Origin of the sequence: Streptomyces albicerus (assembly GCF_008905045.1) — a bacterium.
Taxonomy (GTDB): Bacteria; Actinomycetota; Actinomycetes; order Streptomycetales; family Streptomycetaceae; genus Streptomyces; species Streptomyces albicerus.
This window is the reverse complement of the sequence record NZ_VWMY01000006.1, coordinates 1-13553: the sequence shown is the minus strand read 5'-3', so window position 1 is coordinate 13553 and position 13553 is coordinate 1. Positions and strand designations below refer to the sequence as shown.

The following is a 13553-nucleotide window of genomic DNA, read 5'->3' as shown; positions in this document are numbered from 1 at the left end:
CAGGCTCGGACCTGCCTCTCTCGTATGGCGTACGGTGCGGGCCATGGCAAGTGTGCTCGTGGTCGAGGACGACCAGTTCGTACGCTCGGCCCTCATCCGGCATCTGACCGAGGCCGCGCACACGGTGCGCAGTGTCGGCACCGCGCTTGAGGCGCTGCGCGAGGTCGCCCATTTCCGTTTCGACGTCGTGATCCTGGATCTCGGCCTGCCCGACCTGGACGGGTCGGAGGCGTTGAAGATGCTGCGCGGCATCACCGACGTGCCCGTGATCGTCGCGACCGCGAGGGACGACGAGACGGAGATCGTCCGGCTGCTGAACGACGGGGCGGACGACTACCTGACGAAACCGTTCTCGGTCGAGCACCTGTCGGCGCGGATGTCGGCGGTGCTGCGCCGCGCCCGGTCCTCGGCCGGGGACGCCCCGCCGTCGCCGGAGATCCGGGTCGGCGGCCTGTCCATCGACCCGCTGCGCCGCCAGGCCGAGCTGGACGGCGTACGTCTCGATCTGACCCGGCGCGAGTTCGACCTGCTGGCCTTCCTCGCCGGGCGGGCCGGGGTCGTCGTGGCGCGCAAGGAGCTGCTCGCCGAGGTGTGGCAGCAGTCGTACGGCGACGACCAGACCATCGACGTCCATCTGTCCTGGCTGCGGCGGAAGCTGGGCGAGACGGCGGCCCGGCCGCGCTATCTGCACACCCTGCGCGGGGTCGGGGTGAAGCTGGAGCCGCCGGGGCCGACGGGCACGGAGCCACCGCGATGAGGTGGGCGCTGGTCAAGGTCTGTGTGGCCGTCACCACGATGGTCGTGGTGGCCTTCGCGGTCCCGCTCGGGCTCGTGATCAGGGAGATGGCCAGGGACCGGGCGTTCTCGAACGCCGAGCGGGAGGCCGCGGCCATCGCTCCCGCGCTCTCCATCACCACCGACCGGGACCAGCTGGAGCGGGTCGTCGCCTCCGCCGGCTCGGACGCGGGGATGGCCGTGCACATACCCGCGAGCGACAGCGCGGGCGAGGGCGACAGCGCGAGCGAGGGCGCGGCCGCCGACGCGCAGGCGGTCGACATCGGGCGGCAGCGTGCCGCGGACGAGGACATCGCCACGACCCGGAAGCTGGGCCGGGCCTCCACCACCGAGGTCCCCGGCGGCTCCACGCTGCTCCAGCCCGTCGCGCTCAGCTCGGGCGAGATCGCGGTCGTCGAGGTGTACGTCCCCGAGTCGGAGGTCACCAACGGCGTGGCCACAGCCTGGGCCGTACTCGCCGGGGTGGGCGTCGCGCTCATCGTCGGCTCGGTCGCGGTGGCCGACCGGCTCGGCGTACGGATGGTGCAGCCCGCGCAGCGCCTGGTGGAGAGCGCGCACGAGCTGGGGGAGGGGAAGCTGGGCGCCCGGGTGCCCGAGGAAGGGCCGACCGAACTGCGGCTGGCGGCGGTCGCCTTCAACTCGATGGCCGACCAGGTCGTCCAACTGCTGGCGAACGAGCGGGAGTTGGCGGCCGACCTCTCACACCGGCTGCGTACGCCGCTGACGGTGCTGCGGCTGAACGCGGCCTCGCTGGGCGACGGGCCGGCCGCCGAGCAGACCCGGGCCGCGGTCGCGCAGTTGGAGCGCGAGGTCGACACGATCATCCGGACGGCCCGTGACGCCAAGCCGCAGACCGCGGCGATAGGCGTCGGCGGCGGGTGCGACGCGGCCGAGGTCGTCCGCGAGCGGATGGACTTCTGGTCGGCGCTCGCGGAGGACGAGGGGCGCAAGGTGCGGGTGGCCGGGGTCGACCGGCCCGTACGCATACCCGTGGCCCGCGCCGAGCTGGTGGCCGCGCTCGACGCGCTGCTGGGGAACGTGTTCCGGCACACGGCCGAGGGCACGGCCTTCGCGGTCGACGTGCACAACGGCGAGGACGCGGTGATCGTCCTGGTGTCGGACGCGGGCCCGGGGATCGCGGACCCCGAGGCGGCGATGGCACGGGGCCGCGGCTCCGGCAGCGACGGCTCCACCGGGCTTGGGCTCGACATCGTGCGCCGGCTCGCGGAGTCGACGGGCGGGGACGTACGGATCGGGCGTTCCGTCCTGGGCGGGACCGAGGTCCGGATCTGGATCCAGCTGGACGGGCGCGAGCCGGTGCGGCGGGGACATCGGGGCGCGACGGTACGGCGTCGCAGAAACACCAAATTGGTCTCGACCTTTAACCGGTCCCGATCCCTTCCTTAAGCGCACCCTAAGATCCCCAACCCCCGTCCGGATCGGGCAGATTGCCCGGTTCGGCCTCGCTAGCGTGCTGCCGCATCCACCCCCCTCGTGAACACCGAAGGCAGGCACGCGATGAGCACGCACCGGCGCAAGGTCAGTGGCAGAAGCAAGGCGGTAGGTGGCGTGGTCGCCGCGGCCGTGGTCGGCGGTGGAGCCTTCGCGTTCTCCGGGACCGCGCAGGCGGCCGGGGTCGGCGCCGCGTACACCAGGACCAGCGACTGGTCGACGGGCTACACCGCCCAGTACGTCATCACGAACGACAGCGGTGGGGCGAAGGCCGACTGGACGCTGGAGTTCGACCTGCCGTCCGGCGCCAGGCTCGGCTCGCTCTGGAACGGAGAGTCGAGCGTGAGCGGCCGGCATGTCACCGTGCAGCCGCCGGCCTGGGACAAGGACGGGCTGGCGAAAGGCGAATCGGTGACGGTCGGCTTCGTGGTGAACGGCTCCGGCAACCCGACCGGCTGTCTCATCGACAACGCCAAGTGCTCGGTGGACGACGGCGCGACCCCCGAGCCGACCGGCCGCCCGACGCAGGCCCCCACACAGGCACCCACCGCGACTCCGACCCCGACGGCCACGCCCACCCAGAGTTCCAGCCCCACCCCGTCGCCCTCCGAGTCCACCGGCGGTGGCACCCCTGCCACCGCCGGCTTCGCGCCCTACGTCGACACCTCCCTCTACCCCGCCTTCGACCTGCTCGCCACGGCCGAGGCCACCGGCGTGAAGGACTACAACCTCGCCTTCGTCACGGACGGCGGCGGTTGCACCCCCAAGTGGGGCGGTGTGACGGACCTCGGCAGCGACGCGGTGGCCGCGCAGATCGGTGACCTGCGTGCCAAGGGCGGCGACGTCCGCGTGTCCTTCGGCGGCGCGGCGGGCTCGGAGCTGGCGCTGAACTGCTCGTCGGCGGACGCCCTGGCGGCGGCGTACGGCAAGGTGGTGGACGCGTACAAGCTCACCAAGGTCGACTTCGACGTGGAGGGCGGTGCGCTCCCGGACACGGCGGCGAACACGCGCCGGGCGAAGGCGATAGCCGAGCTCCAGCAGGAACACCCCGGCCTGGACGTCTCGTTCACCCTGCCCGTCATGCCCGAGGGCCTCACCCAGGACGGCGTGAACCTCCTCTCCAATGCCAAGTCGAACGGCGTCGGCATCGACACCGTCAACATCATGGCGATGGACTACGGCCCGGCGTACAGCGGCGACATGGGCACCTACGCCGAACAGGCCGCCACGGCAACGCAGGCTCAGATCAAGGGAGTTCTGGGACTGTCCGAGTCCGCCGCCTGGAAGACGGTCGCCGTCACCCCGATGATCGGCGTCAACGACGTGACGACGGAGATCTTCAAGGTCGACGACGCCGCCCAGCTCGTGAACTTCGCCGAGTCCAAGGGCCTCGGCTGGCTCTCCATGTGGTCCGCCACCCGGGACAAGCAGTGCCCCGGCGGCACCAAGCCCTCGGCCGACGCGACGTGCAGCTCGATCCTCCAGGACGGGCACGCCTTCTCGAAGGCCTTCGCCACATACAGGTAGCCCGCGAGCGCCGCGTACAAGCAGCCCGCGAGCGCGGCGCGTACAAGCAGCCCGCGAGCGGCTCTACGAGCGACCCCACGCGTGAGTCCTGCACACAGCCACCTCCGCACGGGGGTTACGCGCCCCGGCCGGCCCTTCCCCCCACCCGGCCGGGGCGCCACCGCATCGCTCGGGTCGCCACGGTCGCGTACCCGATGCCCACCGCCAGCGAAGCGAAGAGGGCCAGGAGCGGGAAGTCGTCCCGGAGATGGGGGTAGACCTGGAAGTGCGTCAGGTAGATGTAGAGCGAGCTGCTCGCCAGCACCCCGGCGACCCGGTTGAGCGAGCCCAGGCTGGGCAGTGTCGGCACCCAGATCAGCAGCGTCAGCCCGGCCGCCACGAGCGCCGTGCGCAGTGGCTGGTCGGGGAACAGTCCGGGCACGGTGAGCAGGAGCGCCGCGGTCAGCAGCGACCGCTGCCGCACGGTGGTCGCCCGCGCGGCCGCCCACCCCAGCGCGAACAGCCAGAAGACCACGGTGGGCCCCAGGTGGAAGCGGGCCGGCGCCAGCCCCAGCTGGTCGTACCGGCCGATCAGCCCGATCCCCATCAGGGCCAGCGGCACCCCGAACGCGTACCGCCGCTCCAGCCTGTCCAGCAGCGGGACGGTCATGAGCACGCACAGGGCGACCAGGACGTAGACCAGGGCCTCCACGAACCAGTAGTGCCACTCGTGGCGTTCGGTGCCCTGGTCGAGGAGGCTGTTGAGGAGCAGGGCGTTGGCCGGGTCGTACAGGCCGGTCAGCATCACCGCGCAGGTGATCCACACCATGCTGGGCACGGCGATGCGGGCGATGCTGCGCCACAAGTGCCGTACGCGCTCCCGGCGTTCGGCCCCGGTCAGCTGGAAGCGGGCGAAGTTGTAGCCCGCGACGCCGAGGAGTACGTGGGCGGCGCCCTGGACCGAGAAGACCGGGATGTGGGAGCCGACGATCAGGACGATGCCGATGGCGCGCAGGGCGATGCCGGTTTCGAGGGAGCGCCGGACGCTCCGGGATCGGGGTGATGATGCCGGAGACCGCCAGGGCCGACGAGCCGTACGTTCCGTTGCTTCCGCTGTCACCAGGGGCGCTTGTGCAGCCGGCGGAGACACCGTCGCGGACCGCAGTTCGCGGATCGGTCTCGTGTGCCAGTCGGTGGGCAGACCGCCCAGCGCCTCCTCCAGCCGCAGCGACATCTCGACGTAGCAGAGCGAGTCGCCGCTGAGGCTCACAAAGCTGCTGTCCTCGGTGACGCCGGTGCGGTCGAGGATCTCGGCGTAGAGCCGGCACAGATCCCCAGTGGGCCCGGCTGCTTCCTCCGGCGCCGGGCGCGTCAGTCGTCGTACGGCCTCGTAGTCGGGCTTGCCCGTGGCGAGCCGCGGGAGTTCGGGGAGGGCCAGGACCCGGACCGCACGGGCCGGGAGTCCGCACTCCTGGGCGACCAGCCGCCGAAGCCGGGCCTGCGCCTCCTCGCCCGCGTCGCCGAGCGCGGCCACCGCCAGGGCGTCCCCGTCGCCCGCGCAGTACGCCCTCACCCCATGCTGCTCCAGCAACGCCTCGACGCGCTGCGGGTCGATCCGCAGGCCGAGGATCTTCGCGAAGCGGCTGCGGCGGCCGACTATCTCGTACAGCCCGTCGGGTGCGCGCCGGGCCAGGTCGCCCGTGTGCAGTTCCCGGACGGTGCGGCCGAGGGCGAGGTCGGTGGGGCTCTCGGCGTAACCGAGCATCACGTTCGGCCCGGAGTAGACGAGTTCGCCGACCTCGGGACCGTGGTCGTCCGGGCCGTCGTCGTCCGGGCCGTCCACGGGGGCCAGTCGGAAGGAGCCGCCCGGGATCGGTACGCCGACGGCCTCCGGGCGCTCGGCGGCGAGGTGCGGTGGCAGGTAGGCCATGCGGGCCGTCGCCTCGGTCTGCCCGTACATGACGAACAGCTCCCAGCCGGAACGGCGCCCCAACTCGGCGTAGCGCCGCACGCGTTCCGGCGCCAGGCGGCCCCCCGCCTGGGTGACGCGGCGCAGGTGCGGCAGCTCCATCCGTTCGAAGCCGACCCGGTCGAGCAGGTCGAAGGTGTACGGCACGCCCGCCAGGGAGGTGCCTCGCGCGGCGCGGAACTCCTGCCAGAAGGCAGCCTCCGACACCGAACGCTCGGTGAGGATCAGGCCGGCGCCGCGCAGCAGGTGGCTGTGGATGACCGACAGACCGAAGCAGTAGTGCGGCGGGAGGGTCGTGGCCGCGCGGTCGGTGTCGGAGATGCCGAGGTACGTGGCGATGGACTCGGCGTTGGCCTGCAGGTTCTCGTGCGAGAGCCGCACCAGTTTGGGTGAGCCGGTCGAACCGGAGGTGCTCAGCAGCAGCGCGAGGTCGGGGTGGAGGGTGTGGGCGCTCCCCGGGTGCCGCCGCCGTTCCTCGAGGGTCCAGCTGCCGTCCGCGTCCGGCCGGGCCACGACGTCCGGGTCGTACGCGGTGGTCAGCGAGCGGACCGTGCTGTCGCTGTCGCCCGGGACGAGCAGGACGGGGTGGCCGGCGGAGAGGGCCGCGAGGTGGACGACGAGGGCGTCGGCCCGGTTGGCGCCGGCCAGCAGCACCAGCCGGCGGGCGGGGCCGAGGCGTTCGGCGGTGGCGGCGACCCGGTCGGCGAGTGCGCGGTAGGTGAGTGCGCCGGTCGGCGTGTGGAGGGCGACGCGGTCGCCGTACACCGCGAGGTCGCGTGCGAAGGGCACGCCGTGCGCGTGCGGCCGTACGGGCGGTTTCGCGAGCGGAAGCGACGTGGACGGAAGCGACCCCGACGGAAGCGATGAAGGCGGAAGCGATGGAGACGGAAGCGGTGTGGGCCGAAGCGACGTGGTGGGGCGCGGGGGGCGGACGGTGGCCGGGACCCGGAGGGGACCAGAGGGATGTATCACGGGGCGCGCCCTTTCCGTGGCAGCGTCCGCCGGTAACACAGATCCCTTGACGCTTAGGCAAGCTTTACCTTATTCATAGCATGTTCACAGTTGGCTTGAAAGTATCGATTCGCCGCTTGCTGACCGACGACGCGACCGCGGCGTAAAGGCGAGCCACGCAGGAAGGTTCCTCACCATGCGACGCCCCTCGGCTCGCCGGATCACCGCGTTCGTCGCGGCTGGTTTGCTTCTCCCTGCCCTCGCCGCCTGCGGCTCCGACGACGACAGCGGCGGTTCGGGGGACGGCGGCGACTCCGCCCTCGTCATCTACTCCGGCCGCAACGAGAAGCTGGTCAAGCCGCTCCTGGACAAGCTGGAGAAGGCGGTCGGCGCCAAGGTCGAGGTGCGCTACGGCGACAGCGCCGAACTGGCCGCCCAGATCCTGGAGGAGGGCGACCGCACCAAGGCCGGACTCTTCTTCTCCCAGGACGCCGGGGCCCTCGGCGCCCTCTCCAAGGAGGGCATGCTCCAGAAGCTGCCCCAGGCCACCCTCGACGAGGTGGACACGGCCTACCGGGGCGGCGAGGGCGACTGGATCGGCCTCTCCGGGCGCGTCCGCGTCATCGCGTACAACCCGGACAAGGTCACCGAGGACAAGGTCCCGGACAGCGTCCACGACGTGGTGAAGCCGGAGTGGAAGGACAAGGTCGGCATCGCGCCCACCAACGCCTCCTTCCAGGCCTTCGTCACCGGCATGCGCGTCCTGGAGGGCGACGACGCCACCCGCGAGTGGCTGAAGGCGCTGAAGGACAACGGCGCCAAGACCTACGCGCACAACCTCGCCACCCTTGACGCCGTCGAGGCCGGCGAGGTCTCCCTCGGGCTGGTCAACCACTACTACTGGTACGAGCGGGTCGCCGAGAAGGGCGAGGAAAAGGTCGGTTCCAGGCTGCACTTCCTGCCCGGCAAGGACCCCGGCGCGCTGATCAACGTCGCCGGGGCGGGCATCCTCAAGGACAGCGGGCAGAGCGCCACCGCCCAGAAGGCCGTCGACTTCCTGCTGTCGAAGGAGGCGCAGACCTACTTCGCCGACAAGACCAAGGAGTACCCGCTGGCCGCGGGCGTCACGAGCACCGTCGAGGACCTGCCGCCGCTCGACTCCCTCGAGGCCCCCGACATCGACCTGGGCAAGCTGGAGTCCGTCCAGGAGACCCAGGCCATGCTCCAGGACGTCGGACTGGTCTGACGGCCGTGCACACACCACCGGAATCCGAGTCACCGGAGTTCGGGACATCGGGGTCCGCGTCAGCAGAGTCCGCGTCGCGTCCGGCCGGAGCGTCCGCTCCGGCCGGACGCGAGCGCGTCAGTACTCCTGGAGGGGGCGGCGGCCGCGGGCCACGGCTGTTCCGTACGGCGGCCGGGCGGAAATCGTGTACGGCAGGCGAGCCGGCCGGCCGGAGACCGCCGCTGGTCCTCGTCATCCCCGCCTGCGCCGCCGCTGTCCTCGCCCTGCTCCCGCTCGGCTACCTCGCCGTCCGCGCCCTCGAACGCGGCCCGGGTTACGCGTGGGAGATCGTCGCCGACGAACGCACCCTCCAGCTCCTCGGCCGCAGCCTCGGCCTCACGGCCGCCGTCGTGGCGGCCTGCCTGGTGCTGGGCGTCTCGCTGGCCTGGCTGACGGTGCGCACCGCCCTGCCCGGCGCCCGCGCCTGGTCGGTGCTGGCCACGCTGCCGCTGGCCGTGCCCAGCTATGTCGCCGCGTTCGCCTGGCTGTCCGCCGAGCCGGGGCTCGCCGGGTTCGGCGGAGCCGCGCTGGCGCTGACCCTGGTCAGCTTCCCGTACGTCCAACTGCCGGTCGCCGCAGCGCTGCGCGGCATCGACCCGGCGCAGGAGGAGGCCGCGCGCTCCCTCGGATACGGGCCGCTGCGCACCTTCCTCCGGGTCACCCTGCCCCAACTGCGACCGGCGGCCGCGGGCGGGGCGCTGCTCGTCGCGCTGTACGTGCTCTCCGACTTCGGCGCGGTCTCGCTGATGCGGTACGACACCTTCACCCGGGCCATCCACACCTCGTACCGCGCCTCCTTCGACCGCACGCCCGCCGCCGCGCTCAGCGTGGTGCTGGTGGTGATGACGGTGGCGCTGGTCGCCGCCGAGGCCCGTACACGCGGACGCGCCGGACACACCAGGACCGGAACGGGCACCGCACGCCCGGCAGTTCCGCTCCCCCTGGGCCGGTGGCGGCCGCTCGCACTGCTGTGGTGCGGGGCGGTGGCGGCCGTGGCCGTCGCCTTCCCGCTCGGCACCCTCGGGTACTGGCTGGCCGCCGGCACCTCGGCCACCTGGGACCTGGGCGGGCTCGCGGACACGGCCTGGGCCACCCTCGGAGTCGCGGCAGCCGGAGCCGCCCTCACCACTGCCCTCGCCCTGCCGGTCGGGGTGATCGCCGCCCGGCACCGGGGGCGCGGCGCGCGACTCCTGGAACAGGCGTCGTACGCGGGCCACGCGCTGCCCGGCATCACGGTCGCGCTGTCGCTGGTCTTCTTCGCGGTCCGGTACGCGTACCCGCTCTACCAGCAACTCCCGCTGCTGGTCGGCGCGTACGCGGTCCTCTTCCTGCCGGTCGCGGTGGCCGCCACCCGGGCCGCCGTGCTCCAGGCGCCGCCCGCCCTCGAGGACGTGGCCCGGTCGCTGGGGCGGCGGCCGTGGCAGGTCCTGCGCGAGGTCACCGTGCCGCTGGCCGCGCCCGGAGTGGCGGCCGGCGCCGCGCTCACCTTCGTGGTCTGCATGAAGGAACTGCCCGCCACCCTCCTCCTGCGCCCCACCGGCATGGACACCCTCGCCACCCGGCTCTGGACCGAGACGGGCGCCGGATCCTTCGCGGCCGCGGCCCCCTACGCCGCCGCGCTGATCCTGCTGGCCGCCGTCCCGTCGTACCTCCTAGGCAGGCACCGCACATGAACGAACTGCACGAACTGCACGTCGAAGGGCTCACCAAGTCCTACGGAGCCGGGGAGCCGGTCCTGCGCGGACTCGGACTCACGGTCCCGGCGGGTGCGTTGGCCGCCGTCCTCGGACCCTCCGGCTGCGGGAAGACCACGCTGCTGCGTATCGTCGCGGGCTTCCTGCGCGCCGACGCGGGCACGGTCCGGGTGGGCGACCGGGTGCTGACCGGTCCGGGCACCCATCTTCCGCCCGAGCGACGCTCCGTCGGCATCGTGCCGCAGGAGGGCGCGCTCTTTCCGCACCTGAGCGTGGCGCGCAATGTGGCCTTCGGCCTGACGGGCGTGGACCGGGCCGAGCGACGCCGACGCACGGAGGACATGCTGGATCTGGTCGGTCTGGCGGGCTACGGCGACCGTATGCCGCACGAGCTGTCGGGTGGCCAGCAGCAGCGCGTCGCCCTGGCCAGGGCACTGGCCCCGCGCCCCCGACTGGTGCTGCTGGACGAGCCGTTCAACGCCCTCGACAGCGCGCTGCGAGCGGGGGTACGGGCGGATGTGCGGGCCGCGCTGCGCGCGACGGGCGCGACAGCCGTCCTCGTCACCCACGACCAGCAGGAGGCCCTGTCCACCGCCGACGTCGTCGCCGTCGTCCGCGACGGCCGTGTCGTCCAGTGCGCCACTCCACAGGACCTCTACCGCCACCCCGCCGACCCCTGGGTCGCCGGTTTCGTCGGCGACGCCGTCCTGCTCCCCGCCGCCGTGCACGCCGACGGCACGGCCCGCACCGCGCTCGGCTCAGTACCCCTCGCCGCCCCCTCCGACGGCCCCCGCACCGGCACGGTCCTGCTCCGCCCGGAACAGCTCCGGCTGACCGGCCCGGGCACGACGGGCGCGGTGCGGGGCACGGTGACCGACGTGCGCTTCTACGGCCACGACGCCATGGTCACCGTGTCCGTCGACGGACACGGTGACCCGGTCGGCATCCGGGTCGCGGGACCGCTGTCGGTCCGGCCGGGGGAGGAGACGGGGATCCGGGTGGTGGGCGAGGGGTCGCTGCATCCGTAGGGATGGTTCGTCGGCTGGGAGCTGCGGCGCGACGGGATTCCTACTCGTTTGATAATCTTGCCGCATGGGTGAGACTCCGTACAGCATCGGCGAAGGGCCCGCCACCAGGGTCAGCCTCTCGCTCCCGGAGGGGACGGCCGAGGCGATCCGTCAGCGGGTCGGCAAGCGTGAGTTCTCCGCGTTCATCACCGAGGCGGTGGAGCGTGAACTGCGCGGCCAGATCCTGGATGAGTACCTGGCCGATTACGAGCACCGCCAGGGACCCATCTCCGAGCAGGAACAAGAGCGGGCTCGTCGTGTCTTCGACGAGGTGTTCACCGAGGAGGGCCAGTGGCCCGCCGCAAGCTGAGCCACGAAGGCACCCTCGTCCTCGACCGCGAAGGCCTGTCCAAGCTCGTCGGCGATCACGAGCCAGTCGTGGCCCTTGTTGCCGAGGCGCGGAAGAGGGGCATGGAGGTGGTCATCAGCGCGCTCACCCTCATCGAAGCGGTCCATCGTCGGACCGACAGAGCGCGGCTCGCCTGGGTGCTGTCCGGCATCCGGATCGTGCATATCGGTGACGAAGAGGCGAAGGCCGCGTCGGACATGCTGATCAGTGCTGGACTGCATGGTCACAAGTACGCGATCGACGCCGCCGTGGCCGAGATGGCGCTGCGGCAGCATCGTCCGGTGGTCATGCTCACCTCGGACATCGACGACATGGCGAAACTCTGCGGGGACAGGGTGCGTCTCGTCGCTGTGTAGTCGTCGCTGTGGGCCGGTGCGCGGTGTGGGGGCTTGTGACATGGCTCCGTGGTCTGGTTCGCCCGACGTCACGCGGGCGGCTTCGAGAACCTCCCCGCAGTCGCCGCGGAGGCCCTGCGTGCGACGCGCCCGCGCAATGCGAAGCTCCTGGCCTCGCTGGCCGCAGCCGAATTGGGCCGACGCGGACACGCGGTCGGTGGGAGGGCGACATATGGCGCCGTGTACGCGCTCGTCGCCGCGAACCGGATGGTGGATGCCCGCCGGATCGCGGAAACCATGCCGGAATTCGGTGATCACTAGGATGAGGGGGACCGGTATCGGGACGCCTGGCTGGCGATCGCCGAAGGATGGGCTCGCCAGGGCGAGGCGACCGAAGCCTGGTCGGCTCTCGAACATTCCTGGGCGTTCTACGGGAGCTCTGACAACGGCGACGGCTCCACCGCGCGAATCGCCGAGCTCCTTACCGGAGCCGGTGCGGCCGATCAGTTGGAAGCCCTACTCACCGGGGCGGACTGCCCCCGATGGGCTGGCGCGGAAGCACTTGCCGTCCTATCCGATCACTTTGTCGCCGGCGATCCGAAGCGGTCGCTCCCGCTTCTCCACGAGGCCGAGCACTGGCATCAGCCCGTGGGCGGACCGGTCAGCTACACCCAGCATGAACGCCTCGCCACCTTCTCGGGTGCGCTCGCCACCGCAGGGCGACCCGATGAGGCAGAGCGACTCCTGGCAGCCATCTCTGACGTCGAAGGGGCGCGTGCCTGGGGCTGTGCCGTCGTATCCCTGGCCGCCGCGCGCGTCGACCCGGACCGGGCGCAGCGGCTCGCCGAAGAGGCGGCCGACCTGTCGTTCGCGAACTTCGTCCTGGGTCCCCCTGACGCAGTGACGACCGCCGTCCAGGCGCTGGGGTGCGCGGGCGCGAGGGATCGCGCTGTGGAGCTCTTCGAGAGGCTCTTGAGCCGGCGCGGGTTGACCATGGTTGAGTGCGATCACGTCCGCACAGCCACGGCTGCGGGCCTGTGGCCGCACGACCCGGACCTGGCAGGCCGACTGGTGGGAGAGGCGCTCTTGGGCAGGTACGGCGGATCCGTATCGCGCCGTGCACAACACCTCGTCGTCGTGGGGCCCCACGACAGCGAGCTCGCCACCAGCATCAAGCAGGTGTTGCACCGTCAGTACGGGTGCGCCGACGTAGCTCTGGAGTACGACGACAGGGTGCTGCTCAGCCTGCTGACCGCTACCGTCGACCCGGCCGCCGCCCGTCGCTTCATCGACGCATCGGTATCACTGTACGAAGGACGAGTGGGGCCTGGTTCCCGAACCGCTTCTGCAGCCGTTGTCTACGCCGCGCTCGGTGACTATGAGGCGGCCCAGACCATCGCCCGGCGCAAAGCGGATGAAGAGGGACGCTCGGAGATGTTCGCCCACGTCGCCGCGTATGTCGCCTGTATCCCCAGTGACTCCACGGACGTTCCGCTCATCAAAGACCTTCGCAACGTCGCTTCGCTCAGCCGCCGCCTGGCCTCTCTCCTGCTCCCACCCCTGTCCGGAGCAGACCTCCCCCGAGCGTGAGCTCTCCTCGCGGAAGCCCTCACCCCGGACGGCTGGCACCACGCCGTCCCGGTTCTCGCCGCGATCGACCCCGACGCCGTCCTCCGCGTACGGGACGTCGTCTTCGCACACCTGGGCCTCAGTGACGGAGGCCTCCGGCCTTGACCGCGTGGAGCAGGTTCGCCAAGGCGTGGGGTGTGGTCGTGGTGATCTCGTGCGGGTGTTCGCTCTCGCTCGGCGAGTCGCGTGACTCGTGTGTCTCCGGCGCCGATTCGGGATCGACCGGAGCCAGGGCCAACTCGCAGAGCCGCTCGAACATTTTGGCGTACTCGACGAGCTGGACTCCATCCCGCGGGAAGAGGGAGTTGGCCGGGTGCTCCAGATGGACCGTGTCCAGTTTCTGGGGTTATGCCGCCGAAGATCGCGAACGATCGGCTGTACGCGGAGTGCGGGGCGCGGCACCCCCCTCACCGTGCCGCGCCCCGTCCCCCGTTGCCCATTACCGTCTTCGTAGAGCCCGGTTCGGGGCTCGTGGCCTTCGGGGCCGGTATGACTCGTTGCCCCTGTCCTTGATGATCCGG

12 protein-coding genes are annotated in these 13553 nt (G+C 71.7%); 10 read left to right on the top strand and 2 right to left on the bottom strand.

What is annotated here, in order from left to right; genetic code table 11:
- The first annotated feature begins 43 nt into the window (after positions 1 to 43).
- The 3 genes from GAS53_RS06355 to GAS53_RS06345 all read left to right on the top strand — a co-directional run bounded on the left by GAS53_RS06355 (position 44) and on the right by GAS53_RS06345 (position 3774).
- On the top strand, positions 44 to 757 hold the full coding sequence (locus GAS53_RS06355) for a response regulator transcription factor (RefSeq protein WP_151476454.1): 714 nt from the start codon (positions 44 to 46) through the stop codon (positions 755 to 757).
- Positions 754 to 2202: a sensor histidine kinase gene (locus tag GAS53_RS06350; RefSeq protein ID WP_151476453.1), complete on the top strand. Its 1449-nt coding sequence runs from the start codon at positions 754 to 756 to the stop codon at positions 2200 to 2202. The genes GAS53_RS06355 and GAS53_RS06350 overlap by 4 nt, the downstream gene beginning before the upstream one ends.
- A gap of 111 nt (positions 2203 to 2313) precedes the next feature.
- Positions 2314 to 3774, top strand: a complete 1461-nt coding sequence (locus GAS53_RS06345) for a glycoside hydrolase family 18 protein (protein ID WP_151476452.1) — start codon at positions 2314 to 2316, stop codon at positions 3772 to 3774.
- A gap of 115 nt (positions 3775 to 3889) precedes the next feature.
- Here GAS53_RS06345 and GAS53_RS06340 read toward each other — a convergent pair whose 3' ends face one another.
- A complete protein-coding gene (locus GAS53_RS06340) occupies positions 3890 to 6511 on the bottom strand; it encodes an AMP-binding protein (protein WP_151476451.1) in 2622 nt (873 codons plus the stop codon).
- Positions 6512 to 6869: 358 nt separating this feature from the next.
- Between GAS53_RS06340 and GAS53_RS06335 the strand changes: the two genes are divergently transcribed.
- From GAS53_RS06335 to GAS53_RS06305, 7 genes are all read left to right on the top strand, one after another.
- Positions 6870 to 7919 carry an iron ABC transporter substrate-binding protein gene (locus GAS53_RS06335; protein WP_151476450.1) on the top strand — a complete coding sequence of 350 codons (1050 nt, stop codon included), beginning with the start codon at positions 6870 to 6872 and terminating at the stop codon, positions 7917 to 7919.
- 5 nt (positions 7920 to 7924) lie between these two features.
- Positions 7925 to 9631, top strand: a complete 1707-nt coding sequence (locus GAS53_RS06330) for an ABC transporter permease (RefSeq protein WP_404829178.1) — start codon at positions 7925 to 7927, stop codon at positions 9629 to 9631.
- The gene (locus GAS53_RS06325) at positions 9628 to 10680 is read left to right on the top strand and encodes an ABC transporter ATP-binding protein (RefSeq protein ID WP_192582991.1); all 1053 of its coding nucleotides are present in this window, start codon (positions 9628 to 9630) and stop codon (positions 10678 to 10680) included. The genes GAS53_RS06330 and GAS53_RS06325 overlap by 4 nt, the downstream gene beginning before the upstream one ends.
- 64 nt (positions 10681 to 10744) lie before the next feature.
- Positions 10745 to 11029: a hypothetical protein gene (locus tag GAS53_RS06320; RefSeq protein ID WP_151476449.1), complete on the top strand. Its 285-nt coding sequence runs from the start codon at positions 10745 to 10747 to the stop codon at positions 11027 to 11029.
- Entirely contained in the window at positions 11011 to 11424 is a 414-nt protein-coding gene (locus GAS53_RS06315) for a DNA-binding protein (RefSeq protein WP_151476448.1), read from the top strand. Before GAS53_RS06320 ends, GAS53_RS06315 begins: the two co-directional genes overlap by 19 nt.
- A gap of 48 nt (positions 11425 to 11472) precedes the next feature.
- On the top strand, positions 11473 to 11724 hold the full coding sequence (locus GAS53_RS06310; protein WP_151476447.1) for a hypothetical protein: 252 nt from the start codon (positions 11473 to 11475) through the stop codon (positions 11722 to 11724).
- A gap of 186 nt (positions 11725 to 11910) precedes the next feature.
- Entirely contained in the window at positions 11911 to 12993 is a 1083-nt protein-coding gene (locus GAS53_RS06305) for a hypothetical protein (RefSeq protein ID WP_151476446.1), read from the top strand.
- 118 nt (positions 12994 to 13111) lie between these two features.
- Here GAS53_RS06305 and GAS53_RS06300 read toward each other — a convergent pair whose 3' ends face one another.
- The gene (locus tag GAS53_RS06300) at positions 13112 to 13291 is read right to left on the bottom strand and encodes a hypothetical protein (RefSeq protein ID WP_151476445.1); all 180 of its coding nucleotides are present in this window, start codon (positions 13289 to 13291) and stop codon (positions 13112 to 13114) included.
- Positions 13292 to 13553: the final 262 nt, after the last annotated feature.